This is a genomic window from Pseudonocardia humida (genome assembly GCF_023898865.1).
In the GTDB taxonomy this organism is placed as follows: domain Bacteria; phylum Actinomycetota; class Actinomycetes; order Mycobacteriales; family Pseudonocardiaceae; genus Pseudonocardia; species Pseudonocardia humida.
Genome location: NZ_JAGSOV010000009.1, coordinates 68594 through 92306, shown reverse-complemented (window position 1 = coordinate 92306; position 23713 = coordinate 68594). Strand labels below are relative to the sequence as shown.

Sequence of the window (23713 nt, the reverse complement as noted above, 5' to 3'; positions counted from 1 at the left end):
GGCGGGAAATAGTTCAGCTATTGACTAGTTCGTCGCTCCCGAGGAGGCGAGCCATGGCGTACTACCGCAGCGTGGGCAACATCCCGCCGAAGCGCCACACCCAGCACCGCACGCCCGAGGGCGGGCTGTTCTACGAGGAGCTGATGGGCGAGGAGGGCTTCTCCTCGGACTCGTCGCTGCTCTACCACCGCGGCGTGCCCTCCGCGCTGGTCGACGCCACGCCGTGGGAGCTGCCCGACCAGCGCACCACCGAGAACCGCCCGCTGCTGCCGCGCCACCTCAAGCTGCACAGCCTGTTCCCCGGCGAGGAGTACAAGCGCGCCGACGTGGTCACCGGCCGCCGGCTCGTGCTGGGCAACGCAGACGTGCGCATCTCCTACGTCGCCGCGGGCGAGGCCTCCCCGCTCTACCGCAACGCCCTGGGCGACGAGTGCGTCTACGTCGAGTCCGGCGAGGCCACCGTGGAGACGGTCTTCGGGGTGCTCACCGCGCGCCAGGGCGACTACGTGCTCCTGCCGCGGTCGACCACCCACCGCTGGGTCCCGACCGGCACCGAGCCGCTGCGCGCGTACGTGATCGAGGCGAACTCCCACATCGCCCCGCCCAAGCGCTACCTCTCCCGCTACGGCCAGCTGCTGGAGCACTCGCCCTACTGCGAGCGCGACCTGCACGGCCCGACCGAGCCGATGCTCGTCGAGGGCACCGACGTCGAGGTGCTGGTCAAGCACCGCGGCTCGCGGGGCGTCACCGGCACCCGCTACGTCACCCCGACGCACCCGTTCGACGTGGTCGGCTGGGACGGCTGCCTCTACCCGTACACGTTCAACGTCTCGGACTTCGAGCCGATCACCGGGCGGGTGCACCAGCCGCCGCCCGTGCACCAGGTCTTCGAGGGCAACAACTTCGTGATCTGCAACTTCGTGCCCCGCAAGGTCGACTACCACCCGCTGTCGATCCCGGTGCCCTACTACCACGCCAACGTCGACTCCGACGAGGTCATGTTCTACTGCGGCGGCGACTACGAGGCCCGCAAGGGCTCGGGGATCGGGCAGGGCTCGATCAGCCTGCACCCGGGCGGGCACAGCCACGGCCCGCAGCCCGCGGCCGTCGAGCGCTCGATCGGCGCCGAGTCCTTCGACGAGCTCGCCGTCATGGTCGACACGTTCCGCCCGCTGGAGCTGGGCGAGGGCGGCACCGCCTCGGAGGACCCGGCCTACGCCTGGACCTGGTCGGGCCGGGGGCCGCAGCGGTGACCGCCGTCGCGCCCTACACGGCGATCACGATCGGCGACGCCGCGCCGCAGGTGCACGCGGAGGCGTGGGTCGCGCCGACGGCCGTGCTGGCCGGGCGGGTGAGCATCGCCGAGCGGGCCAGCGTCTGGTACACCAGCGTGCTGCGCGCCGACATGGACTCGATCACCGTCGGGCCCGGCAGCAACGTCCAGGACGGCAGCGTCCTGCACGCCGACCCCGGCTTCCCGCTGACCATCGGCTCCGGGGTGAGCGTGGGGCACCGAGCGGTGCTGCACGGCTGCACCGTCGGCGACGACGTCCTGGTCGGGATGGGCGCCGTGGTGCTCAACGGCGCGCGCATCGGCGCCGGCTCGCTGATCGCGGCCGGGGCGGTGGTGCTGGAGGGCGCCGAGGTCCCGCCGGGTTCGCTCGTGGCCGGGGTGCCGGGGAAGGTGCGGCGCGAGCTGACCGAGCAGGAGCGGGCCTCGATCCTGGTGAACGCCGAGGCCTACCGGCACCTGGCCGTCACCCACTCCGCCGCCACCGCCTGACGACAACCGGGCGCCGATGCTGCGCCGACGGCGCGGGCACGATCACTACGCTCCGCTCGTGGAACCCGCGCGGCGCCGCCGCTCGATCGTCGCCGTCCTCGCACTGGTGACGACCCCGCGCCGGACGATCACGGCTCCCGCCGGCGGCTACTGCTACGGCGGCCCGACGCGAGCCGGTGCCGCTCGACGTGCCCATCCCGACGACGGCAACGCCGAGGGCGGCGCGGACTACACCTGCGACACGAGCGTGCACGCGCGCTGCGCTTCGTCCTGCCGAACGACCGCATGAAGGCAGGCGTCTACGTCCACCCCGCCGGGCACGCGGGCGGACCGAGCAGCGAGGAGCCCGACGCTCCGCCCTACGGCGTGCGGTTCCGGTTGGCGGCGTCGTTCGACGAGACCCCGTTCACCGAGTCGGAGCGGGTCCTCCTGCGGGCGCTCAAGACCTACGGGATGCTGCTGTCCGACTGCGGTGAGATCGCCCTGACCTTCGCCGACGACCGGCTCTCCACGGCGGAGTGGGAGTCGCTGGGCGTGGACGCCCGGTCCTTCGCCGACATCGCCCCGGAGGACTTCGAGGTCGTCGACCTCGGCCCGGAGATCGAGCTCACCTTCGACCGCGTGCGCAACCCCTGACCGTCACGACCCGGGCAGGCCGAGCAGCCCCCGGGTCGCCCGCTCGGCGAGCTCGGCGTCGTGCGGGGCCAGGCCGGCGAGCTGGATCCCGACGGCTTCGAGCGTGCCGAGGTAGGCGAGGGCGACGGCCGCGGCCGGCGGCCCGGGCGGGATCGTGCCGTCCGCGCGCCCGGCCTCGACCAGCGCGGTGCAGTCCGCGGTGAGCCGGTCGAGCACCTCGGTGACGGCGCGCCCGACGGGGTGGTCCTGCCCGGCGAACTCGACCCGCAGGGTCATCATCACCCGCGCCACCTCGCGGCGGCAGAAGACGGCGTGCCCCCGCGCCATCGCGAGCAGGGCGTCGACGGGTCGGGCCGCCTCGGTGCCCAGGCGCCCGACCTCGGAGTGCCACGTCTCGTCGACCCAGCGGACCACGGCGAGCGCCAGCTCCTGCTTGCCGCGGAACTGGTGGTAGAGCGCGCCGCGCGAGTACCCGGCCGCGCCCGCGACCTCCTCCAGGGCCAGGTTCGCGTACCCGTGCCGCGACAGCCCGCGGGCCGCCGCCTCCAGCAGTGCCGCCCGGCTGCGCGCACGCCGGTCGGCCTGCGTACGACGACCACCCGCGGTCATGACGACCCACATACAGACATGTATGTATGTTAGTGGGCAGGAGTGCACGACCGCCTGAAGGGGGATGCCCATGTCGACCGTCCACCGGGAACTGCCGGTTCCCGACGCCGTCCGCGGCCTCGGGGCCATGACCGATCCCGACTACCTCGACGTCTTCACGCTCACCACGGGCGACGCCGCGGACTGGACGCCCGAGCAGTGGGCCCGGGCGATGTTCGACGACGTCGCCGGGTGGCAGGGGCAGGTCCTCTTCCGGGTGCTGCTGGGCCTGCGGCTGGCCCGGCGGCGCTCCCCGGAGCACGTGGCCGGCTGGCGGATCGACGAGCGCGGGGCCGACTCCGTGCGGCTGGCGGCGAAGTCCTGGTTCCTCACCGCGCGCCTCGTCGTCCGGGTGACCGACGGGCGGGTGTCGCTGGCGACGTTCATGCACTACGACCGGGCGCTCGCGGCGCGGATCTGGGGCCCGACGTCGGCCCGGCACCGCGCCGCGGCGCCCGGCCTGCTCCGGGAGGCGCACGACGTGCTGGTGCGGTCTCGACGGGGCGATCAGTCCTCCCGGTAGGCGGGAGAGCGACGGGGAACCGCGCGCGGCGCGCGTTCCAGCAGCGGCAACGTACGCGGCGCCACCACCGTCGAGAGCACGATGACGCTGGTCGAACGGGCCACGGTGGCGGAGCGGTTGAGCTCCAGCAGCGTCTGCTGCAGGTCCTCGTGGGAGGCCGCGGCCAGCCGGCACAGCACGTCCGACGAGCCCGTGGTGGCGTGGGCCTCGACCACCGCGGGCAGCGCGGCCAGCTCCTCGGCGACGTCGGCGAGGGCGCCCTGGGCGATCTCCAGGCTGACGAACGCCTGCACCGGGAAGCCGGCCGCCGACAGGTCGACGTCGGGGCCGTAGCCGGTGATGATCCCGGTGCGCTCCAGGCGGTCGAGCCGGGCCTGCACGGTGCCGCGGGCGACGCCCAGCGTGCGGGCCAGCTCCAGGACCGCGATCCGGGGGTTGGCGCGCAGCGCGCGCAGCAGGTCGACGTCGAGCGCGTCCACGGGTGCTCCTCGGTCCTATGCAGATTGTGCAGCTCCGGCCGGTCGGTGACCGGCAGTCCGGACACTTCTACCAGTCCGGACCACCTCGGTTGCGCAGGACGACGGCCTGCGCTGTCCTGGGGTGGTCGGAGTTCGTCGAGCAACCGAGGAGGCCGGACCGTGACCGTCGAGCACACCCTCACCAGCCAGGAGCGCCTGGCCGATCTCGATCTCGACCAGCTGCGCCAGCTGGTCGGCCTGGTCGAGTACGACCCCGAGGGCGACCCGTTCCCGGTGACCGGTTGGGACGCCGTCGTGTGGGTGGTCGGCAACGCCACCCAGGCCGCGCTGTACTACCAGCTGGTCTGGGGCATGGAGCTGGTCGCCTACTCCGGCCCGGAGACGGGCAACCGCGACCACCACGCCTACGTGCTGCGCTCCGGGGCCACCCGCTTCGTGCTGCGCGGCGGCGTCGACCCCGACAGCGCCCTGCACGACCACCACCGCCGCCACGGCGACGGCATCGTCGACATCGCGCTGGAGGTGCCCGACGTCGACCGCTGCATCACCCACGCCCGCGCCCAGGGGGCCACGGTCGTCGAGGAGCCGCACGACGTCACCGACGAGCACGGCACCGTGCGGCTGGCCGCGATCGCCGCCTACGGCGAGACCCGCCACACCCTCGTCGACCGCTCCCGCTACACCGGCCCCTACCTGCCGGGGTTCGTCGCCCGCAGCTCGACGGTCGTGCGCCCGGCCGGCTCGCCGAAGCGGCTGTTCCAGGCGCTCGACCACGTCGTCGGCAACGTCGAGCTGGGTCGCATGGACGAGTGGGTGGGCTTCTACAACCGGGTCATGGGCTTCACGAACATGGCCGAGTTCGTCGGCGACGACATCGCCACCGAGTACTCCGCGCTGATGAGCAAGGTGGTGGCCAGCGGCAACCACCGGGTGAAGTTCCCGCTCAACGAGCCGGCGATGGGCAAGAAGCGCTCCCAGATCGACGAGTACCTCGACTTCTACCGCGGCCCCGGCGCCCAGCACCTGGCCCTGGCCACCAACGACATCCTGCGCACCGTCGACGAGCTGCGGGCCAAGGGCGTGGAGTTCCTGGCCACCCCCGACTCGTACTACACCGACCCCGAGCTGCGGGCCCGCATCGGCGAGGTCCGGGTGCCGATCGAGGAGCTGCGCTCGCGCGGCATCCTGGTCGACCGCGACGAGGACGGCTACCTGCTGCAGATCTTCACCAAGCCGCTGGGCGACCGGCCGACGGTGTTCTTCGAGCTGATCGAGCGGCACGGCTCGCTGGGCTTCGGCAAGGGCAACTTCCAGGCCCTGTTCGAGGCGATCGAGCGCGAGCAGGCCCGGCGCGGCAACTTCTGAGCCGACCTCCGGGACCGCCCCCGGGTCCCGGAGGTCGGGGCCCGTGCGGAACGGCCATGTCTGATCGCGCCCCGACGGGGCACCCGGTCGGCATGAGCGTTCCGCACGGGTTCCCCGCCACCGCGATCGTCACCGGCTCCGACTCGGGCATCGGCCGCGCCACCGCCGTGGCGCTCGCCGCGGCCGGCTGCGACGTCGGCATCACCTGGCACTCCGACGAGAACGGCGCCCAGGAGACGGCCGAGGAGGTGCGCAAGCACGGCCGGGCGGCCGAGGTGCGCCGCCTCGACCTGACCGAGCTGCCCGGCGCCGCCGACGTGATCGACGAGCTCGCCGACGCCCTGGGCGGGCTCGACGTGCTGGTCAACGGGTCCGGCACCGGCACAGCCACCCCGCTGCTCGACCTGACCTTCGACGACTGGCGCACCGTCATCGCCACCGACCTCGACGGCGCCTTCCTGTGCCTGCAACGGGCGGCGCGCCGGATGGTCGCGGCCGGGCGCGGCGGGCGGATCGTGAACATCACCAGCGTGCACGAGCACCAGCCGCGGGTGGGCGCGGCGCCGTACTGCGCGGCCAAGGGCGGGCTGGGCCTGCTCACCCGGACCGCCGCGATCGAGCTGGCCGAGCACGCCATCACGGTGAACGCGGTGGCGCCCGGCGAGATCGCCACGCCGATGACCGGCCAGACCGACGACGACCCGCACGGCACCCGCCGACCCGGCGTCCCGCTGGGCCGGCCCGGGGACGCCCGCGAGGTGGCCGACGTGATCGCGTTCCTGGCCTCGCCCGCCGCGTCCTACGTCACCGGCGCGTCATGGGCGGTGGACGGCGGCATGCTGCAGATGGGGCCGATGGCCGGCTCGCACCTGACCTCCGACGACTGGCGACGCCCCTGACCCCGCGGCGCAGCGGGCCGCGCCGGTCTTCGCGGAGGCCGGGTGGTCCTCGCAGGGGCTACCGCATCTGCGAGGACCATGACGCCTCTGCGACGTGGCTCCGGCCCCACCGCGCCCGAACCCGAGCGATGCCCACCGGCACATCGCCCTGCCGGCGGATCACGGAAAGCCCTCCTGACGGGGTCGACGGCTAGCGTGGCCACCGGTCGTGCCCGGTCGCCGTCCTCGGACGGGCCGGCGCGCGGAACGGCGCGGAACGGAGGCCTTCAGTGGGTTCGAGCCGGCAGGGGGTTCCGGATCGGGTGCGGTGGGTGGTGGACCTGCTCGATCCGGCGCCCGGGCAGCGGATCCTGGAGATCGGGCCGGGGCCCGGGGTGGCGGCGGCCCTGGTGTGCGAGCGGCTGGGCGATGGGCGCCTGCTCGCCGTCGACCGGTCGGCGGTGGCGGTGCGGCGGACGGCGCAGCGCAACGCCGAGCACGTCGCGGCCGGGCGGCTCGAGGTGCGGCAGGCGGCGCTGCACGAGCTCGACCTGCCGACGGGGGAGCTGGACGCGGCCTTCTCGATCGACGTCAACCTGTTCTGGACCGGTCCGGCCGCCACCGAGCTGGGCATGCTGGCCGCGGCGCTGCGCCCGGGCGGGGCCCTGCACGTCTGCTACGGGGCGGGCGGGCCGCAGTCGGCCGAGCGGATCACCGGGCCGGTCGCGGCGGCGCTGCGCGCCCACGGGTTCCTCGACGTGGTCGTCCGCGACGAGGCAGGTGGGCTGGCCGTCTCGGCCAGGACGCCGTCGTGAGCCCGCCGGGTGCGGGGGCTCAGAGCCGGACCGGGAGGGCGGCCAGCCGCCACGTGGCCGGGTCGGGCACGTAGCCGATCTCCTCGGCGGGCACGGCCAGGGCCAGCCCGGGGGAGCGCTCCAGCAGCGCGGCGATCGCCACCTCGGCCTGCGCCCGGGCCAGCCCGGCGCCCAGGCAGAAGTGCGGGCCGTGGGCGAACCCCAGGTGGGCGGCGCGGCCCGGGCGGCGGGTGACGTCCAGGGTCTCCGGCTCGTCGAACGCGCGGGGGTCGCGGTTGGCCGCGACGATCGAGGCCACCACGGCCTCGCCCGCGGCGATCGGCACGCCGTCGATCTCGGCGTCCTCGCGGGCGTAGCGCGGGAAGCTCAGCAGCTGCGGGCCGCACCAGCGCATCAGCTCCTCCACCGCGCCCGGCATGAGCTCGGGGTCCGCGCGCAGGGCGGCGAGCTGGTCGGGGTGGCGCAGCAGCTGGGCGACGCCGTTGGCCACCAGGTGCGTGGGGGTCTGCCCGCCCAGCACGACCTGCCAGACCAGCCCGACGACCTCGACGTCGGTCAGCCGGTCGCCGTCGTCGGTGCGGGCGCGCACGAGGTCGGAGAGCAGGTCGTCGCCGGGGTCGGCCCGGCGGTGCGCGACGGCGGCCTTCGCGTCCGCCACGAACTCCGGGATGATCTCGCCGAGGCGGCCGCCCTGCCCGGTCGCGAACACCTCGCCGTAGGAGTGCCAGCGGGGGCGGTCGGCCTCCGGAATGCCGACCAGCTCGCAGATCACCGCCATCGGCAGCGGCCGGGCCAGTGCCGTCACCAGGTCGACCGGGTCGCTGGCGGTCACGCGGCCGGTCGCGCTGTCGAGCAGGCCGTCGACGATGCGCCGGATGCGCGGGCGGGCCCGGTCGGCGGCGCGCGGGCCGAACGCCGGCGCGACCAGGCCGCGCAGGCGCGCGTGCTCGGCGCCGTCCATCTCCTGGAGGCTGCGCAGGTAGGGCTCGAGCTCGGCGTCGACGCGCGGGCGCTGGTACTGGATCCCGCTCAGCTCGAAGCGGGGGTCGGCCAGCACCGCCCGGGCGTGCTCGTGGCGCAGCACGGCGTGCATCGGCATGCCGGGGATCAGCAGCCGGGCCACGGTGGAGCGCTCGCGCGCCCGCCCGTGCACGCCGGGCGGGTCGGTGAGGGTGGCGGGGTCGGTGAAGTCGATCTCGGGCAGGGACACGGAGCCTCCAGATGGTCACATCAGATGTTCATGTCATCTGAATGGTGAAGGTATCTTGGGCGCCGACGGCAGGCAACGGTGGGAGTGCGATGAGCCGGCTCAGCAGGGCCCAGACCCAGGAGCGCAACCGGGCGCGGGTGGTCGCCGCGGCGCGGGCGGAGTTCGCCGAGCGCGGCTTCCGCGACGCCAAGATCGACGTGATCGCCGAGCGGGCCGAGCTGACCCGGGGCGCGGTCTACTCGAACTTCCCCGGCAAGCGGGCCCTCTACCTGACCGTCCTCGCCGAGGACGCCGAGCGCGCCGCCGAGCTGCCCGACCTGGAGCCCGGCCGCACGGTGCGCTCGGCGCTGGCCGCGTTCGCCACCGCGTGGCTGGCCGACCTCCCGCTGGCGACCGAGCGCGGTTCCGGCCCCGCCCCGCTGGGGGCCGACCTGCTGCCGGAGGTGCTCACCGACGCCGCCGTCCGGATCCCGTTCGCCCAGCTGACGAGGCTGCAGGCGGTGGTGCTCGGGGTGGCGCTGGAGCGGCTGCGCCCGGCCCCGGACGGCCGGCTGGTCCGGGTGGCCGAGTCCGCGCTGACCACCCTGCACGGCGCGAGCGTGCTGGCGGCGGCGGCGCCCGGGTTCGTGGAGCCGTTCGACGTCGTGGCCGGCTGCGGGCGGCTGGCCGACGTCGACCTGCGCGACAGCTGGGACCCGCCGCACCTGCCGTACGTGCCCGCAGCGCGCCCGGTCGACGAGCCGTGGGACCCGCCGGCCGTGCTGGACTCGCTGAGCGGCGAACCGGTCCGGCTCACCGGCGACGGCGTCGTCACCGTGCTGGGGCTGCACCGCGTCGGCGCGGTGGAGGAGGCGGTGCGCGCCGCGCCCACCGCCGACGTGACGGCCGTGCTGGTCAGCGGGGAGCCTGCCGAGCTGCTGCCGCTGGCCCGGCTGGTGGTCGCCGACCTGCGCCGCTGCCTGCGCCCGGCGGTCCCGGAGGGGGCGTGGCCGCGGCTGCGGATCGTGCTCGACGCGCGCGGCGCGGTGGCCGCGGCCACCGGCACGAGCGCGGTCAGCGACGCGACGGAGGCCGCCGTCCGGATCGCCGGCGGTCGCGTCGTGGCCCGCGCGGACGGCCACGGCGCGGGCCACGCCGCCGCGGCCCGCTGATCGGGTTCACCCCGGGCGAACATTCCGCTGCGGACGAAAGCGGCAGGTCAAGGGCGGTGCGTGCGGACAGACTGCAGCCGGGCGCCGGGGTGGCGCCCGGTAGGAGAGGAAGCAGCGATGTCCGTCCGCGTCACCCACGACCGAACCGCTCCCCGGGCCGCGGCCCCGTCCCCCGCGATGTCGTGGGGCGACTCGATCTACGACCGGTTGCTCGCCCAGCGGGTGGTCGTGCTCGGCAAGGAGGTCGACGACGAGATCGCCAACCGCATCTGCGCGCAGCTGCTGCTGCTGGCGGCCGAGGACCCGACGGCCGACATCTCGTTCCACATCAACTCGCCGGGCGGCTCGGTCACCGCCGGGATGGCGATCTTCGACACCATGGAGTTCATCGAGTGCGACGTGGCCACCTACGCCGTGGGCATGGCCGCGTCGATGGGGCAGTTCCTGCTCTCGGCCGGCACGCCCGGCAAGCGCTACACGCTGCCGCGGGCCTCGATCCTGATGCACCAGCCCTCGTCCGGGGTCGGCGGCAGCGAGTCCGACATCGTCATCCAGTCCGAGCGGCTCAAGCGGCTCAAGCGGGAGATGGCCGAGCTGACCGCGCGGCACACCGGCCAGCCGGTGGAGCGGATCGTCGCCGACTTCGACCGCGACCGCTGGTTCACCGCCACCGAGGCCCGCGACTACGGCCTGGTCGACCACGTGGTCTCCCGCGTCGCAGACGTCCCGACCTGACGGTCACCGGGTCAGGGGGATGCGGAGGGTGAAGGGGCTCAGGTTGGCCGGGAGGGGCCGGTCGGCGGGGAACGGGGGACGGGCCGTGCGGTCGCGCAGCAGGACGGCCAGGAACGTGGCCGCGGTGAAGAGCACCAGCTCGCGGCCGGGGCACACCGCGGGCCCGGCGCTGAACGGCACCAGCGCGGGGTCGTCGAAGGCGGAGCCGTCGAGCCACTGCTCGGGGTGGAAGCGGTGGGCGTCGGCGCGGGTGCGGTCGTCGCGGTGCAGGAACCAGGCAGGCACGACCATCCCGGTGCCGGCGGGCAGCGTCGCGCCGTCCCAGTCCGTGGCCTCCGCGGCGTCGCGCAGGATGAGCGGGGTGGTGGGCCACAGGCGCACCGACTCGAGCACCGCGGCCCGCAGCCGGGGCAGGTCCTGGGGGGCGGCCGGGTCGGTGACCTCGGCGCGCGCCCGGTCGAGCTCGGCGGGGTGGGCGGCCAGCAGGGCCAGCGCCCGGAAGGTCGCCATGCCCGCCGGGTCGTAGGCGAACAGCCACTGCGGCACCTGGTCGAGCCGGTCGACGTCCGGCCCGGCGGGCAGGGCGGCGACCAGCTCGGCCAGGCTGCCCGGATCGGCCCGCTCGACGTGGCGGCGCAGCCCGTCGCGAACGCGGGCGTAGCGCCGCCTGCGGCGCGGCGCGAGCCACGACCAGTTGCCCGCCTGCCGCAGCCGGCGCAGGTCGTCGGTGAGGGCGTGGTCGTCGCGGGCGCCGTCGCCGAGGACGACCCGGCGCACGATCCGCCACCAGGCCGTGATGAACCCGTCCCAGTCCAGGACGTCCCGGTCGGCGAGCGGAGCGGTCTCCTCCCGCACGACCCGGGCGATGGCGTCCGCGTAGCGGTGCATGGGGTGGCCGGTGTCCAGCACCGCCTCGTTGAACCGGCGGCGCTCGGCGCGCAGCCCCGGCGGCGAGATGAGCACCCCGTGCGGTTGCAGCTGCCGCAGCGCGCCGCGCTTCTCCCAGCTGTCCGCGGCGAACGGCACCGGCGTGCCCTCCAGCACCCGCCGCACGTCGGGCGGGTCGAGCACGAGCGCCATCGGGCGCCCCGGGATCGGCAACCGGACCGGCCCGGTGCCGTAGCGCTCGCGCAGCCGCTGCAGCTCCCGCACGCCCCGCGCGTCGAGGCCGAGCCGGGCGGCCGCCCCGACGACCCGCGGCCTGCGCGCGATCACGCCCTGCGCGACGACCGGCGCCAGCACCAGCCCCAGCACGCGGGCGGTGTCGGCGGCCGAGGCGGTGGTCGGTCCGGTGCGGGTCGCGTCGGTGGTCGTCATGTCCGGGGCGTACCCGGCGTGCCCGGCGTCATCCGTGCGCCTGCAGGTCGACGAGGATGCGCCTGGCGGCGAACACCCGGTGGGTCCGGAACCCACCGCGGTGTGGCCCCGGGACCGGCCGGGTACGCCCCGAGCAGCCGAGACGAGGGAGGCCGGCCGATGGCGGGCACGAAGAAGGAGACCGAGCGGATGCGCGAGGACGTGCCGTCCACGATCGCGCGCTCGGACGACAAGGCCGTGCGGACCTACAAGAAGACCCTGGAGTCCGCCGAGCAGAGCTACCCCGACGACCCCGAGCGCGCGCACCGCGCCGCGTTCTCCTCGCTGAAGCACACCCACGAGAAGGTCGGCGACCACTGGGAGCCCAAGGACGAGTACGGCCCCTCCGACGACCAGGCGGCCACGGAGGCCCCGCAGAACCGGCGCTCGACAGCGGACACCGCGGAGGGCGTGAACGCCCGGGCCAGCAAGGCGCACCTGGTGGAGGTGGCGGAGCGGGTCGGGGTGGAGTCCGCCGCCAAGCACACCAAGGCCGAGCTGGTCGAGGAGATCCGCAAGGCGAACGCCCGCGAGACCGCGAAGTCCCGCGAGCGCGACAAGCAGGACTAGTGGATCAGCCCCGCTCGACCAGCAGGTGGCCCAGGCCGGCCACGGTGAGCACGCCGTGCGCCGCCGACCCCGCCGGGGCCAGCACCCGCAGCGGCGGGTCGGCGAAGCGGCCCAGCTCGTAGAGCAGCCGCACGCCGGCCCCGGCGATCCCGGTGGTGGCGGTGACGTCGAGCACGACGGCACGGGCGCCGCCGCCGGAGGCGTGCAGCAGCGTCGAGCGGAGCTCGTCGACCACGGACAGGTCCAAGGGGCCGTGCACGCGCACGACCGGCGGCTCGTCGGGTCGCTCGACCACCTCGAACGCCCCGGAGACGGCCGGTCGCAGCCGGGCCCGCGGACCCGACGGGTGCACGACCGTCGGGCGGCTGATCGCGAAGCTCACCTCCACCCGGGTGCCCGAGTCGGTGTCGGTGTCGACCCGCATGGTGTCGCTCAGCTCCCGGGCGACGGCCAGGCCGTAGCCGGGCCGCAACCGCCCACCCGCCCAGTTGCCGTCGTCGGCCACGGTCACCAGCAGACCCGCCGGGCCGTCGACGGCCGCGCTCACCGACACCCGGCCGGGCCGGTCGGGCCGGTACGCGTGCTCGATGGTGTTGCTGGCCAGCTCGGAGACCACCAGCGGCACGGCGGTCACCGTCTCCGCGGTCGTGCCCAGCTCCTCCAGCCAGCCGGTGAGGGCCGCCCGCAGCGGAGCCAGCTCGGTGGCCACGGCCGGCACCTCGACGCGGAAGTCGGCCGACTCCCGGACCGGGCGGGTGACCGCGAGCAGGGTCAGCCCCGGGGCGGCGTTCGCGCCGCCGACCCGGTCGAGCAGCCGGGCCGCGAACACGTCGACGGCGGCGGGTGAGTCGGCGGGATCGCCGAGCTCCCGCGCGTCGCGGCGGACGGCGGGCGGCCACAGCTCGCCCGCGCCCCGCGCCAACGAACCCAGCCACTCCGTGACCGGGGTGCTGTCGCCGTGGGGGCGCCCGGTGTGCAGCAGCAGCAGCCCGCCCGGCTGCAGCACGTCGCGGCGGACGGTCGGGCGGGGCGCGCCGACCCCGAGCGGCCCGCCGGCGCCGTCGTCGGGCAGCCCTTCCCGCGAGCCGGTGGCGCCCGGCCCGCGCAGCACGACGGGCAGGTGCCCGCAGCGGGCGTGCTCGATCGCGCCGTCGTCGGTGTCCATCAGGGCCAGCGCGACGGTGGCGCCGTGCAGCGCGGGTGTGCGCGTCGCCGCGGCGTCGAGCCGGTCGATCGCGTCGGCGACGCCGCCACCGCCCAGCAGGCAGTCGGCCAGGACGGCGCGCAGGGCGCCCGCGGCGGTCGCCTCGACGGCGGGCTCCTGGCGGCCCACCGTGCCGACCGCGAGGGCGACCCGGCCGCCCGGCAGCGCGATGACGTCGAACCACTCACCGCTGCGCACGGCGGCGGGGGCCTCGATGTGGTGGGCGGCCATCCGGACCCCGCGCATGACGGGCACGCGGTCGGGCATGTGCGCCGGTGGCCGGGGCGCGGCCGGTGCTGTCGCGCCCGCCGAGTGCCCGCCGTCGAGCACCCGCAGCCGGCTGCGCGGCGAGCCGGTCTCCCGGGCCCGGGCCAGCACCCCGCGGACGGTGCCGTCCACGGCGCGGACCTGGTCGGCGTCCACCCGGTAGCGGGTCGGTCCGGCCCGCGCGGTCGCCGGGCGGACCCAGTGCAGGTCGCGGGCGGGCTCGCCGGTGCGCAGCACGTGCCGCAGCGCGGTGAGCAGGTCCGGGTCGTCGAGACCGGCACCGAGGGAGTCGAAGCAGCTGCCGGAGACGGTGACGCCCTCGGGGGCCATCGTCCTGGCCGCCCGGTTCGCCGTCACGACGCGCAGGTCGTCGCCGCGCAGCTCCCAGACGGGCTCGGGCAGCGCGTCGAAGGCCGCCGCGGCGACCCCCGTGGCGCACCCACCGTTCCCGGGCATCGATCTCCTCCCGTCCGGCTCGGAGACCGGCCGTTCAGTGCTACGCAGAGTAGTATCTGCGGTCCGCGCGTTTAGAGCGGTCGAGACCGGCCATATCCCTGTCATGGCGTCTTCTGCCCGACCCGTCGGGACCGCGCAGCCAGGTGGGTGCGGCATCGCCATCGCGGTGCCGGGTCGTGTTCAGCCCTTCCTGGTCCGGCCTCCGCTCTGCATCCAACCCGCCCCTGCCGTCCTGCGTTTCGGGGGCATACCCGTCGACGCCGTGACGAACCACCCCGCCGGGAGGAACTGAGCATGCACGTCGCGATGGTGTCGCAGCACGCGAGCCCGCTGGCCGCTCCCGGAGACCCCGGCGCGGGCGGGCAGAACGTGCACGTGCGCGGGCTGGCCGTGGGCCTGGCCGCCGCCGGGCACCGGGTCACGGTGCTGACCCGGCGCGACTCGCCCGACCTGCCCGACGTCGTCGAGCTGGCCGCGGACCCGTCGGGCGGCAGTGCGCACGTCCACCACGTCACGGCCGGGCCCGCGACCCACCTGCCCGCCGACCGCCTGGTGGCGCACGTGCCGAAGCTGGCCGACGAGCTCGTCCGGCTCTGGCGCGCCGACCGACCGGACGTGGTGCACGCCCACCACTGGATGTCCGGGCTGGCCGCGACGGCCGCGGTGCGCGACCTGGACGTCCCGCTCGTGCAGACCTTCCACGGGCTGGGCCACGTCGAGCGCCGCTACCACGGCGAGCACCGCACCGGCCCGGCCGGCCGGCCGTCCGCCGAGCAGGTGATCTCCCGGCGGGCCGACCGGGTCGTGGCCACCTGCGAGGACGAGCTGTTCGAGCTGGTCCGGATGGCCGCTCCGCGCAAGCGGATCTCGATCGTCCCCAGCGGCGTCGACGTCGAGGCGTTCCGCCCGGACGGCACCACCCTGGTCCGCGGTGAGCGGCCCCGGCTGGTCGTACTGGGCCGGCTCGCGCCGCGCGGCGGCGTCGACGACGTGATCACCGCGCTGGCCCGCGTGCCCGACGCCGAGCTGCTGGTCGGCGGGGGGTCCGCGGCGGGGGAGGGCCCGGGCGCCGACCCGGACCTGCGCCGGCTGTTCGGGGTGGCCGCGGCCGTGGGCGCGGCCGACCGCGTGCGCTTCCTCGGCCCCGTCGCCCGCGACACCGTGCCCGCCCTGCTGCGCTCGGCCGACGCCGTGGTCTGCGCGCCGCGCGACCAGCCGTTCGGCATGGTCGCGCTGGAGGCGATGGCCTGCGGTCGCGCGGTCGTGGCGACCGCCGTCGGCGGGATGAAGGACACCGTCGTCGACCGGGTGACCGGGCTGCTGGTGGCGCCCCGCCGGCCCGACAAGCTCGCCGACGTCCTGCGCGGGCTGCTCGCCGACCGGGCCATGCCGGTCGCCTACGGCATCGCCGGGCGCGACCGCGTGCTCTCCCGCTACACCTGGTCGCGGATCGCCGCCGCCACCGCGGCCGTCTACGCCGAGGTGCTGGGCCGCCGGGTCGTGGAGCGCCCCGAGGAGGAGACCGGGACGACGGAGGCGGCAGGCGGCAGCGACCCCGGCTGATCGGTGCGGGCGGGCGTTTCCCCCGCCGCAGGGGTGGTAACCGAGTCCATGACTCTGTCCGCCCTCGCCTTGAACTGCACGTTGAGCCCGTCGCCCGCCGGGTCGAGCACCCAGCTGATGATCGACCAGGTGCTGGCCGCGCTCAAGGAGCACGACGTCGTCGGCGACACGATCCGCGTCGTCGACCACGACGTCCGTCCCGGTGTCGAGAAGGACATGGGCGACGGCGACGCCTGGCCCCCGCTGCGCGCCCGGCTGCTCGCCGCCGACATCGTGCTGCTGGCCACGCCGACCTGGGTCGGGCACGCCAGCAGCGTGGCCCAGCGGGTGCTGGAGCGCCTGGACGCCGAGCTCTCCGAGACCGACGACGAGGGCCGCCCGATCCTGTTCGGCAAGGTCGCCGCGGTGGCCGTGGTCGGCAACGAGGACGGCGCCCACAAGATCGTCGCCGACATGTTCCAGGCCCTGAACGACGTCGGCTTCAGCGTGCCCGCGCAGGGCTCGGTCTACTGGAACGGCGAAGCGATGTCGGGCGTGGACTACAAGGACCTCGACAGCACCCCGGAGCCGGTGGCGGCGACGACGCGCACGCTGGCCGCCAACGCAGCGCACCTGGCCCGGCTGCTGCGCGACGCCCCGTACCCCGCGACCTCCTGAGCCGAGGGCAGGCCGGCTACCTGGCCCGGCGCAGCGCGCGCTGCTCGTCGAGGGCGACGGGCCCGGCGACCGGGTGCGCCGTCGGCACGACCGGGCGGACCGGCCGGCGCTCGGGGCGGCCGCGCCGGTCGTCGGCCTCGGTCTGCGGCGGGTCGATCGTCGTCACCAGGCGCAGCGGGTGCGGCGCGGCGCTGAGCCGGGGACGGTCGGCACGGCGGAAGATCCAGACGGTGAAGCCGTCGGCGGCGAGGGCCCGGGCGGTGCCGGTCGCGGTGTCGAGGTCGTCCGCCTCGGCGAGGCGGGTCTCCTCCTTGCGCCGGCCGGGGCCGCCGATCGCGCGCCTGGCCTGCAGGCGGTAGGCGCTCATCGAATGGTGGTGCTGGCGGTGGTGGGCGGCGGCTCGACGGGCCGGGGGGCGGAACCATCGAGCCGCTGCCGGCTCGGGGTGGCGAAAACAGTGCACCGATCTTGCCCCGGACTCATGGAGAGAACGCTACAACCAGTGAGCGGCACCACGACATCGTTCCATGGAGTGAAGGGGTGGAGCGTAGAGTGACTGTGCGCCCGGGGTGAGGGTGGGCATACCGATGGGAACTGAGTCGCTGCACCGCCGACGAACCGGACGGCGCGGAGGCGATGGCGGACACCGCTGTATCTGAGGCGAATCGCGAGGCAACACTCACTCCGCTGACGGTCGCGTCTCCGTCGCCGCATAAGCCCGCTCCACGACGTCGATGAACCTCCGCTTCTTGCCGGTGCTGTTCGCCGGGATCCAATACGTCCGCACTCGGGACCACCACGCCCGATTGCTGGGAACCGGGAAGAGCTCCCGCACCAGGAGGTTCTCGAGGTTCTGGTCGGAGTACTCTCCGACCAGGTATCCGTATTCGAGGTACCTGAAGAACTGGGACTGGAAGACGTGCAGCTTGAAAGCTTCGTGACTCTCGTCGCCCTCCGGTAGTGCGGCCCCCGTGACCGGGGCGAGCGCGGGGTCCGCAGCTGCCATCCGGAGCATGTCGAACTGGAGTTCGCGGACGGTCTGCTGCTGCATCAATGCCGTTTGCTTGGCCTGCAGCCGGATCGAGAGCGTGACGCCCACCAGGGCGACGGCGGACAAGATCGCCGAAACGCCGGTGTAGCTCTGGCCGATCTCGGTGAGGCGGCCCCAGTCGACGGTCAGTATCGCGTCGACGATCACCAGTAGGAGCGGCGACACCAACAGGACGCCGACGACGCCGCCCAGTCCGATCAGGACGCGGATGAGCCACCGACGAAAACGTGCGTCCATGATCGCATCCACTCCAGATGGGTCAGTGCCGAGTCCGAGGAAATCGTATCCGTCGGCGCACTGCCAGGTGTGGAGTTCGGTGGATTCGCGGTGAGTGCCCGCCGGTGCCCGACGCGACGACTGCGGAAGCGACGCCGGCGGTCGACCGGCGGCCCCGACGACCACGCTCCGTGACAGGCTGCGGGCGCGCGAAGAGCGCAGATCTCACTGTGGCTCCCCCGGGCCCGGGATCGGCTACACCGCTCGTGGTCAAGACCCGTCGTCGGCATCCCGCTGCTCAGCGCCGGGTCAGTGCGGCGATCTTCGCGGCGCGCACGTGGTCGGCCTCGTGCACGTGGCGGCGCAGCCCGGGCGGTGGCGGCGACAGCACCGACACCCGCGTCGACAGGAAGGCGCCCTCCGGCGAGAGCCGCGCGAAGCAGAACAGCTCGCGGTACGGGTCGTAGACGGCCGGGTAGCCGTCGAGCGTCTCGTAGGTCGCGTAGAGCGCCGTACCGGTCACCCGCAGCTCGACGTCGGGGCCCCGACCCTGGCTCAGCACCACCCGCTGCCCGAACACACCGCTCATCCGGCCTCCCGACGCCCGTCGCCTGCGAGGAGGTTCTCCCGGCTTCCCGTCGGCCACCAGCGCCGTTGCGCCGTGCGGAGGCTCCGCAGCGCCGCGCTGCGCCCGGGCGGCCGCCGGCCCGTCGGGCGCAGCCGGTCCGGTGCCCGTGAGGCCCCTCCTTTCGCCTGCGTGGGATGCGCCACACGGGCCGCTCGCGGAGTCCCCGCTTACCGCTACCAAACGGACATGTCAGACGATGGACGCTAAGCGGGCGTCATCGCGTCCCCGGTGGGTTCACGGGACCACGAGGGGCGACGGGGTGCTCGATCAGACGCGCGACGGAACGGACGAGCACCCCATGAACTTAAGGATCTTCGGCTGGTCGTACGCGGTCACCGTGGTGTCGCTGGTGATCGCATTCCTGTACGGCGGCTGGGAGGCGCTGCTCCTGTGCGCCATCCTCGGCGTGCTCGAGGTGTCGCTGTCGTTCGACAACGCGGTCGTCAACGCGACCGTGCTGGAGCGCATGAACGCGTTCTGGCAGAAGATCTTCCTCACGATCGGCATCTTCATCGCCGTGTTCGGCATGCGGCTGGTGTTCCCGCTGGTCATCGTGGCGGTGACGGCGGACCTCAACCCGGTCGAGGCGCTCACGCTGGCCCTCGAACGCCGCCCGGAGGACGATCCGACCAGCTACGCCGCCCTGCTCAACGAGGCCTACCCGCAGATCGCGGCGTTCGGCGGCATGTTCCTGTTCATGCTGTTCCTGGACTGGGTGTTCGAGGAGCGCGAGCACACCTGGCTGACCTGGCTGGAGAAGCCGCTGGCCCGGATCGGCCAGCTGAACCGGCTCTCCATCGTCATCGCGCTCGTCGTGCTCGTGCTGCTCGCCCAGGGCCTCGCCGAGGAGCCCGCGGTCGTGCTGGTGGCCGGGGCCCTGGGCGCGGTCACCTACCTCGCGGTCAACGGCCTGGGCGACTTCTTCGAGCAGGCGGGCGACCAGCAGATCGAGAAGCTCGAGGAGCAGGACGCCCAGCCCGCCCGCTCCGGCCCCTCCGAGCTGGCCAAGGCGAGCGGCAAGGCGGGCTTCTTCCTGTTCCTCTACCTCGAGGTGCTCGACGCCGCGTTCTCCTTCGACGGCGTGATCGGCGCGTTCGCCATCACCACCGACCCGATCATCATCGCGCTCGGCCTCGGCCTGATCGGCGCCATGTTCGTCCGGTCGCTGACCGTGTTCCTGGTCCGCAAGGGCACCCTCGCCGACTACGTCTACCTGGAGCACGGCGCGCACTGGGCGATCGGCGCGCTGTCGGTGATCCTGCTGGTGGGCATCGGGTACCACGTCAACGAGGTCGTCACCGGCCTGCTCGGCGTGGTGTTCATCCTCGGCGCGCTGGTGTCGAGCATCGTGCGCAACCGCCGGATCGCCGCGCGGGGCGAGGAGGTCCCGGTGGTGGAGCCGGACCGGGAGCACCTCCAGATCTGAGCGAGCTCCCCGGAACGACCGCAGCCGCACAGCCACGAGGGCTGTGCGGCTGCGGTCGTGAGAGGGGTCAGCGGGCCGCGGGCTGCGGGCGGGCGGGCGCGGGTCGGTCGGAGCCGGCCTGGGCGGCCGGCTGCGGCCCCGACTGCTGCCCCGACTGCTGCCCCGACTGCTGCCCCGACTGCTGCCCCGACTGCTGCCCCGACTGCGGCCCGGACTGCGGCCCCGACTGGACACCGGGCGCCGGGCGGCGCTGCTGCTGGGGCGCCGCGCCGTTGGGGGCGGGTCGGCGGGGGTCGGCGCCCTTGCCGAGCTCACTGGTCAGCAGGTCGGCGAGCCTGCCCAGCTCGGAGCGGATGTCGGTCTGCAGGCCGTTGAGCCGGGCGATCTCCTGGGCGGCCTGGTCCTGGGCGCGCTTCGCGGTGGTCTCGGCGCGCAGCCGGATCTCGGCCGCGTTCGCCTCGGACTCCTCGCGGAGCCGGTCGGCGGCGCGGGCGGCGGTGGCGTGCAGCTGCTCGGCCTGCTCGCGGGCCGCGGCCAGCTGGTCGGCGATCTGCTGCTCGCGCTCCTGCAGCTCGGTGTTGCGCTGGGCGGCCTGCTGCTCCAGCTGCGAGGCCCGCGCGATCAGGCTCTGCTCCACCTCGTGCCGGTGCTTCTCGGCCTCGGTGCGGGCCCGCTCGATGATCGAGGCCGACTCCTTGGTGGCGTGGCTGCGGGCCTCGGCGGCCTCCTGCTCGGCCAGGCGCAGCAGCTTCTCGGCCCGGTAGCCGAAGCCGTCCTCCTTGGCGGAGGGCTCGCCGTGCGGTGAGCGCGCCCGCAGCTCCCGCAGCTCCTTCTCGGTGGCCTCGGCGTGCTCGGTGGCCAGCTGGCGCTGGCGCTGCGCCTCGGCCAGCTCCTCGCGCAGAGCGGTGACCTCGGCGCGCCACTGGGCCAGGAAGTCGTCGACCTGGCGGCGCTCGTAGCCGCGCAGGACGGTGTCGAAGGACGGCTCGGAAGTGGGGGACGGGACGGCTGACGGGGCGGCCACGGGAAAATCCTCTGGTCAGGGGCGGAGCGGTGGGACGGGGAAGATCAGCGGTCGGACCGGGAGCCGGCGGTGACCGTGCTGCTGCGGGCCGACGGACTCGGCCGGTCGTCGGGGCGCGGGCGCGGGTCCGGGACCGGCGGGTCGGCGGTGTCCGCGGCGCGGTCGGGGTCGGCGTCCTCGGCGTCCGCGGGGGTGTCCGGGCGGTCGGAGGGGCGCGGGCCGCTCGACAGCGACTCGGGCGCGCCGGACGCGTCCTCGGCCGGGGCGGGCGGGCGGTGCGTGAACAGCTCCGCCGCGTCCGATCGCGCCGGCCCGAACGGCTCGGACGGTCCCGCGGGTCCCGCCGGACGGGGGACGACCAGGCGGTGGGTCTCTTCGGAGCCGTCGTCGGGGAGGTGGAACGGCCGGGCCAGGTCGCCGGGGCGCGAGCCGAGCCCGCTCGGGCCGGGCCGGCTCGTGACGACCTCCGTGCGGCTGGTGGCGGGCCAGGACGGTTCGACGGGCTCGTCGCCGTCGCCGGGCCGCTCGGCGTCCCGGATCGGGAACGCGCCGGTCGACCAGGTGCCCGCGCGGGCGGGCGAGGTGAGGGGCGTGGGCTCCACCGGCGTGGACGGCTTGGACTCGACGAGCCGCAGCTCGGGGGTGCTCGGACCGGGCCCGGCCATCCGCGGCAGCGTCCAGTCCAGCAGGGCGCGCACGGAGGTCAGCTGCTCGGAGACCTGGTGCTGCAGCATCCGCAGCTCCTCCAGCTCGCGGTGCGCCTCGGCGACGCTCGCGGTGGCCTCGCTGCGGATCAGCTCGGCCTGCGCGTTCGCCTGCGCCAGCAGGTCGCGGGCCTCCCGGGAGGCGGCGTCGCGGATCCGGATGGCCTCGGTGCGGGCCAGCGTCTCCTTGGCGCTGAGCTCGTCGAGCACGGCCTCGCGCCGCTGGGTGAGCACGTCGTCCAGCTCGGCCTCGGCCGACGCCCGCTGCTCGGCCAGCTCGGTCGCCAGCTGCTCGATGTGGCGCTCGCGGTCGGCGCGCAGGCCCTCCAGCCGGGCCCGGCCCTCCTCCAGCTCGTCGCGCAGCGTCTCGCGGGCCGCCCGCAGCTCGGTCTCGAACGCGCTGCGCTCCTGGTGCGAGCGCTCCAGCAGCTCGTCGGCCTCGGCCTGCGCCATGCTCAGCACCTGGGTGGCACCCGCGGTGGCCCGCCTGCGCATCTCGTCGGCGTCGTTCTGGGCGATCTGCACCATCTGCTGCAGCCGCCGGCTCATCCCGTCGACCGTGGACGGGATGGTCGACAGCTCGGCCACGGCCGCGGTGAGGCGCTCGATCTCGGCGCGGGCCTCGCTCGCCGCCGCCCGGGCCTCGTGCGCCTCCCCGCGGGCCTGCTCCAGCTGCGAGGCCGCCATGCGCAGGTCGTCGCGGGCGACGTCGCGGGCGAGCATCGTCGAGTTCAGCTCGGCCCGCAGCCGCCGCAGCCCGTTCTCGACCTCGGTCCGGTCGTACCCGCGGCGGACCACGGCGAAGGGGACGTCGTCGTGCTCAGCTCTCATCGGGCGGACGCTCCTCGATCATCACGCGCTGCCCGCGCACCTGGTGCCGCCGGGAGGTCCGACCGGTGGGAGCGGCCGGGACGGGGGGAGCCGACACCGGGCGACAGGTACGCAGCGTGCAGCGGACACCTTTTCAGGGGAGCCCGCAAAGAGCAATCCTCCGAGCGGCATGTCGCACTGGGTGGTCGGTCGTCACGGCGCGCCGTGGGGGCGACACGCCGGGAGAACGTCGGTGCCGTGTGGTGCACTGGTGGTATGGCCTTCGTGCACGGACACGCCCGCGACAGCGGTTGGTCGTCGCGCACGTGCGCGCCCCGGTCGAGGCGGAGGAGGGCCAGCTGACGCTGGTGCCGGAGCCCGTGGGAACCGCCGGGGTGGAGCTCGACGAGTCCGCCGCCGGAGACGAGGCCGTCGATCCTTCGGGCGCGCGTAGCTGACGAGGCCCTGGGCGCGTCGCCCCGCGAACGTTCCCGCCCAAAGAGGGCGTCCGCGCGTCCGCTCCAGGAGAAGAGCGCGTCGAAGAGAGGGTGAAGTGCGCCTCCGGCGGGGGCCTCTGGGCACCGCGCGCACCGTCTGGCCACCGCGCACGCGTCAGGACATGTGCGCGGTGGCGACTGGGTGTGCGCGGTGAGGGTGGGTGCGCGGTGAGGGTGTGGGTCGGTCAGGCCAGGGTGGAGCTCGACGGGGTGGGGTCGCTGCCCATCCGCTGCAGCCCGAGCACCCGCAGCAGCGCCAGCGCGTCGGCCGCGGGGGTGCCGGGTGGGGCGGAGTAGACCAGCAGGTACTGGTCGTCGCCGCTGACGGACAGGGTCGTGCACTCCAGCTCCAGCACCCCCAGCTCGGGGTGGTGGATCTGCTTGACGTCGCCGTGGCGCTCGTCGAGCTCGCGCATCGCCCACAGGCGGGCGAAGGTGGGGCTGGATGCGCGCAGGTCGTCGACGAGGCGGCGCAGACCCGGGTCGGCGGGGTAGCGGGCGGCGGAGCGGCGCAGGTCGGAGACCAGGGCGCGGTCGAGGCGCTCCCGCTCGACCTGGTAGGTGCCCGCCCGCTCGTGCGCGCCGCCGAAGGCCTGCCGGGCGATGTTGCGGCGCTCCGGGGGGATCGCCGGCAGGTCGCCCAGCAGGGCCGCGGCCATCGGGTTCCAGGCCAGCACGTCGGTCTTGGCGTCGAGCAGCAGGGCGGGCAGGTCGGTGAAGCGGTCCATCAGCCGCAGCACGGCGGGGCGCACCGCGCTGCGGATGCGACCCGGCGGCGGGGGCGGCCCGCCGGCCAGGTGGAAGAGGAGGTCGCGTTCGACGTCGCTCACCCGCAGGGCGCGGGCCAGCGCGTTCAGCACCGCCTCCGACGGCCGCGGCCCGCGGCCCTGCTCCAGGCGGGTGAGGTAGTCGACGGACATGCCGGCCAGCGTCGCGACCTCCTCGCGGCGCAGGCCGGGCGTGCGCCTGCGGGCGCCCGCCGGCAGCCCGACGTCGGACGGGCGCAGGCGCTCCCGCCAGCTGCGCAGCGAAGCGCCGAGCTCGGTGCGATCCACGTCCTC

The 23713-nt window shown here is 74.9% G+C and carries 25 protein-coding genes; 14 read left to right on the top strand and 11 right to left on the bottom strand.

Annotated features, from left to right (window positions below; all coding sequences use genetic code 11):
* Positions 1-53 precede the first annotated feature (53 nt).
* From KDL28_RS03005 to KDL28_RS02990, 4 genes are read left to right on the top strand one after another with little or no spacing between them, the layout of a single operon-like run.
* Positions 54-1253 (top strand): homogentisate 1,2-dioxygenase, encoded by a 1200-nt coding sequence (locus KDL28_RS03005; RefSeq protein ID WP_252435620.1) that lies wholly within the window; start codon positions 54-56, stop codon positions 1251-1253.
* The gene (locus KDL28_RS03000) at positions 1250-1783 is read left to right on the top strand and encodes a gamma carbonic anhydrase family protein (RefSeq protein ID WP_252435619.1); all 534 of its coding nucleotides are present in this window, start codon (positions 1250-1252) and stop codon (positions 1781-1783) included. Before KDL28_RS03005 ends, KDL28_RS03000 begins: the two co-directional genes overlap by 4 nt.
* Before the next feature lie 58 nt (positions 1784-1841).
* The gene (locus KDL28_RS02995; RefSeq protein ID WP_252435618.1) at positions 1842-2072 is read left to right on the top strand and encodes a hypothetical protein; all 231 of its coding nucleotides are present in this window, start codon (positions 1842-1844) and stop codon (positions 2070-2072) included.
* Positions 2069-2419 carry a hypothetical protein gene (locus tag KDL28_RS02990; RefSeq protein ID WP_252435617.1) on the top strand — a complete coding sequence of 117 codons (351 nt, stop codon included), beginning with the start codon at positions 2069-2071 and terminating at the stop codon, positions 2417-2419. The genes KDL28_RS02995 and KDL28_RS02990 overlap by 4 nt, the downstream gene beginning before the upstream one ends.
* A gap of 3 nt (positions 2420-2422) precedes the next feature.
* Here KDL28_RS02990 and KDL28_RS02985 read toward each other — a convergent pair whose 3' ends face one another.
* Positions 2423-3028 carry a TetR/AcrR family transcriptional regulator gene (locus KDL28_RS02985; protein ID WP_252435616.1) on the bottom strand — a complete coding sequence of 202 codons (606 nt, stop codon included), beginning with the start codon at positions 3026-3028 and terminating at the stop codon, positions 2423-2425.
* Between the two features lie 70 nt (positions 3029-3098).
* Here KDL28_RS02985 and KDL28_RS02980 point away from each other — a divergent pair, with 70 nt between their 5' ends.
* The gene (locus KDL28_RS02980; protein WP_252435615.1) at positions 3099-3590 is read left to right on the top strand and encodes a hypothetical protein; all 492 of its coding nucleotides are present in this window, start codon (positions 3099-3101) and stop codon (positions 3588-3590) included.
* Here the strand turns inward: KDL28_RS02980 and KDL28_RS02975 are convergent.
* Positions 3575-4069 (bottom strand): Lrp/AsnC family transcriptional regulator, encoded by a 495-nt coding sequence (locus KDL28_RS02975; protein WP_252435614.1) that lies wholly within the window; start codon positions 4067-4069, stop codon positions 3575-3577. The two genes, KDL28_RS02980 and KDL28_RS02975, sit on opposite strands and share 16 nt — an antisense overlap.
* A gap of 159 nt (positions 4070-4228) precedes the next feature.
* On the opposite strand from KDL28_RS02975, the gene hppD reads away from it, so the two are divergent.
* The 3 genes from hppD to KDL28_RS02960 all read left to right on the top strand — a co-directional run bounded on the left by hppD (position 4229) and on the right by KDL28_RS02960 (position 7127).
* Positions 4229-5434 (top strand): 4-hydroxyphenylpyruvate dioxygenase, encoded by a 1206-nt coding sequence (gene hppD / locus KDL28_RS02970; RefSeq protein WP_252435613.1) that lies wholly within the window; start codon positions 4229-4231, stop codon positions 5432-5434.
* Between the two features lie 92 nt (positions 5435-5526).
* Entirely contained in the window at positions 5527-6333 is an 807-nt protein-coding gene (locus KDL28_RS02965; protein ID WP_252435612.1) for an SDR family oxidoreductase, read from the top strand.
* A 311-nt stretch (positions 6334-6644) separates the two neighbouring features.
* Positions 6645-7127, top strand: coding sequence for a class I SAM-dependent methyltransferase (locus tag KDL28_RS02960; protein ID WP_252435611.1), 483 nt, complete (start codon positions 6645-6647; stop codon positions 7125-7127).
* Between the two features lie 19 nt (positions 7128-7146).
* On the opposite strand, the gene KDL28_RS02955 is transcribed toward KDL28_RS02960, so the two are convergent.
* Positions 7147-8337, bottom strand: coding sequence for a cytochrome P450 family protein (locus KDL28_RS02955; protein WP_252435610.1), 1191 nt, complete (start codon positions 8335-8337; stop codon positions 7147-7149).
* Between the two features lie 89 nt (positions 8338-8426).
* Between KDL28_RS02955 and KDL28_RS02950 the strand changes: the two genes are divergently transcribed.
* The gene (locus KDL28_RS02950; protein WP_252435609.1) at positions 8427-9488 is read left to right on the top strand and encodes a TetR/AcrR family transcriptional regulator; all 1062 of its coding nucleotides are present in this window, start codon (positions 8427-8429) and stop codon (positions 9486-9488) included.
* 177 nt (positions 9489-9665) lie between these two features.
* Positions 9666-10223, top strand: a complete 558-nt coding sequence (locus KDL28_RS02945) for an ATP-dependent Clp protease proteolytic subunit (RefSeq protein ID WP_252435869.1) — start codon at positions 9666-9668, stop codon at positions 10221-10223.
* Between the two features lie 3 nt (positions 10224-10226).
* Here the strand turns inward: KDL28_RS02945 and KDL28_RS02940 are convergent, their stop codons facing one another.
* A complete protein-coding gene (locus tag KDL28_RS02940; protein ID WP_252435608.1) occupies positions 10227-11540 on the bottom strand; it encodes a cytochrome P450 in 1314 nt (437 codons plus the stop codon).
* Positions 11541-11699: 159 nt separating this feature from the next.
* On the opposite strand from KDL28_RS02940, the gene KDL28_RS02935 reads away from it, so the two are divergent.
* Positions 11700-12149, top strand: a complete 450-nt coding sequence (locus tag KDL28_RS02935) for a ChaB family protein (RefSeq protein ID WP_252435607.1) — start codon at positions 11700-11702, stop codon at positions 12147-12149.
* Between the two features lie 4 nt (positions 12150-12153).
* On the opposite strand, the gene KDL28_RS02930 is transcribed toward KDL28_RS02935, so the two are convergent.
* A complete protein-coding gene (locus KDL28_RS02930; RefSeq protein ID WP_252435606.1) occupies positions 12154-14076 on the bottom strand; it encodes an ATP-binding protein in 1923 nt (640 codons plus the stop codon).
* 294 nt (positions 14077-14370) lie between these two features.
* Here KDL28_RS02930 and KDL28_RS02925 point away from each other — a divergent pair, with 294 nt between their 5' ends.
* Positions 14371-15639 carry a glycosyltransferase gene (locus KDL28_RS02925; protein WP_252435605.1) on the top strand — a complete coding sequence of 423 codons (1269 nt, stop codon included), beginning with the start codon at positions 14371-14373 and terminating at the stop codon, positions 15637-15639.
* Positions 15640-15687: 48 nt separating this feature from the next.
* The gene (locus KDL28_RS02920) at positions 15688-16296 is read left to right on the top strand and encodes a flavodoxin family protein (protein ID WP_252435604.1); all 609 of its coding nucleotides are present in this window, start codon (positions 15688-15690) and stop codon (positions 16294-16296) included.
* 16 nt (positions 16297-16312) lie between these two features.
* Here the strand turns inward: KDL28_RS02920 and KDL28_RS02915 are convergent, their stop codons facing one another.
* From KDL28_RS02915 to KDL28_RS02905, 3 genes are all read right to left on the bottom strand, one after another.
* Positions 16313-16663, bottom strand: a complete 351-nt coding sequence (locus tag KDL28_RS02915) for a hypothetical protein (RefSeq protein WP_252435603.1) — start codon at positions 16661-16663, stop codon at positions 16313-16315.
* Positions 16664-16975: 312 nt separating this feature from the next.
* On the bottom strand, positions 16976-17749 hold the full coding sequence (locus tag KDL28_RS02910; protein ID WP_252435602.1) for a DUF6082 family protein: 774 nt from the start codon (positions 17747-17749) through the stop codon (positions 16976-16978).
* 112 nt (positions 17750-17861) lie between these two features.
* The gene (locus tag KDL28_RS02905) at positions 17862-18152 is read right to left on the bottom strand and encodes a hypothetical protein (protein ID WP_252435601.1); all 291 of its coding nucleotides are present in this window, start codon (positions 18150-18152) and stop codon (positions 17862-17864) included.
* A 298-nt stretch (positions 18153-18450) separates the two neighbouring features.
* Here KDL28_RS02905 and KDL28_RS02900 point away from each other — a divergent pair, with 298 nt between their 5' ends.
* Positions 18451-19617: a DUF475 domain-containing protein gene (locus KDL28_RS02900; RefSeq protein ID WP_252435600.1), complete on the top strand. Its 1167-nt coding sequence runs from the start codon at positions 18451-18453 to the stop codon at positions 19615-19617.
* Positions 19618-19684: 67 nt separating this feature from the next.
* Here the strand turns inward: KDL28_RS02900 and KDL28_RS02895 are convergent, their stop codons facing one another.
* The 3 genes from KDL28_RS02895 to KDL28_RS02885 form a co-directional block, all read right to left on the bottom strand.
* Positions 19685-20641: a coiled-coil domain-containing protein gene (locus tag KDL28_RS02895; RefSeq protein ID WP_252435599.1), complete on the bottom strand. Its 957-nt coding sequence runs from the start codon at positions 20639-20641 to the stop codon at positions 19685-19687.
* Between the two features lie 44 nt (positions 20642-20685).
* Positions 20686-22176, bottom strand: a complete 1491-nt coding sequence (locus KDL28_RS02890) for a hypothetical protein (protein WP_252435598.1) — start codon at positions 22174-22176, stop codon at positions 20686-20688.
* Positions 22177-22837: 661 nt separating this feature from the next.
* On the bottom strand, positions 22838-23707 hold the full coding sequence (locus tag KDL28_RS02885; RefSeq protein ID WP_252435597.1) for a helix-turn-helix transcriptional regulator: 870 nt from the start codon (positions 23705-23707) through the stop codon (positions 22838-22840).
* Between the last annotated feature and the right edge of the window lie 6 nt (positions 23708-23713).

What these genes read in the sequence shown, in the direction of transcription:
- KDL28_RS03005 (WP_252435620.1), top strand. Translation starts at nt 54, where the DNA reads ATGGCGTACTACCGCAGCGTGGGCAACATCCCGCCGAAGCGCCACACC.
- KDL28_RS02990 (WP_252435617.1), top strand. Translation starts at nt 2,069, where the DNA reads ATGAAGGCAGGCGTCTACGTCCACCCCGCCGGGCACGCGGGCGGACCG.
- KDL28_RS02985 (WP_252435616.1), bottom strand. Translation starts at nt 3,028, where the DNA reads ATGACCGCGGGTGGTCGTCGTACGCAGGCCGACCGGCGTGCGCGCAGC.
- KDL28_RS02980 (WP_252435615.1), top strand. Translation starts at nt 3,099, where the DNA reads ATGTCGACCGTCCACCGGGAACTGCCGGTTCCCGACGCCGTCCGCGGC.
- KDL28_RS02965 (WP_252435612.1), top strand. Translation starts at nt 5,527, where the DNA reads ATGAGCGTTCCGCACGGGTTCCCCGCCACCGCGATCGTCACCGGCTCC.
- KDL28_RS02950 (WP_252435609.1), top strand. Translation starts at nt 8,427, where the DNA reads ATGAGCCGGCTCAGCAGGGCCCAGACCCAGGAGCGCAACCGGGCGCGG.
- KDL28_RS02945 (WP_252435869.1), top strand. Translation starts at nt 9,666, where the DNA reads ATGTCGTGGGGCGACTCGATCTACGACCGGTTGCTCGCCCAGCGGGTG.
- KDL28_RS02940 (WP_252435608.1), bottom strand. Translation starts at nt 11,540, where the DNA reads ATGACGACCACCGACGCGACCCGCACCGGACCGACCACCGCCTCGGCC.
- KDL28_RS02935 (WP_252435607.1), top strand. Translation starts at nt 11,700, where the DNA reads ATGGCGGGCACGAAGAAGGAGACCGAGCGGATGCGCGAGGACGTGCCG.
- KDL28_RS02930 (WP_252435606.1), bottom strand. Translation starts at nt 14,076, where the DNA reads ATGCCCGGGAACGGTGGGTGCGCCACGGGGGTCGCCGCGGCGGCCTTC.
- KDL28_RS02925 (WP_252435605.1), top strand. Translation starts at nt 14,371, where the DNA reads ATGCACGTCGCGATGGTGTCGCAGCACGCGAGCCCGCTGGCCGCTCCC.
- KDL28_RS02920 (WP_252435604.1), top strand. Translation starts at nt 15,688, where the DNA reads ATGACTCTGTCCGCCCTCGCCTTGAACTGCACGTTGAGCCCGTCGCCC.
- KDL28_RS02915 (WP_252435603.1), bottom strand. Translation starts at nt 16,663, where the DNA reads ATGAGCGCCTACCGCCTGCAGGCCAGGCGCGCGATCGGCGGCCCCGGC.
- KDL28_RS02905 (WP_252435601.1), bottom strand. Translation starts at nt 18,152, where the DNA reads ATGAGCGGTGTGTTCGGGCAGCGGGTGGTGCTGAGCCAGGGTCGGGGC.
- KDL28_RS02890 (WP_252435598.1), bottom strand. Translation starts at nt 22,176, where the DNA reads ATGAGAGCTGAGCACGACGACGTCCCCTTCGCCGTGGTCCGCCGCGGG.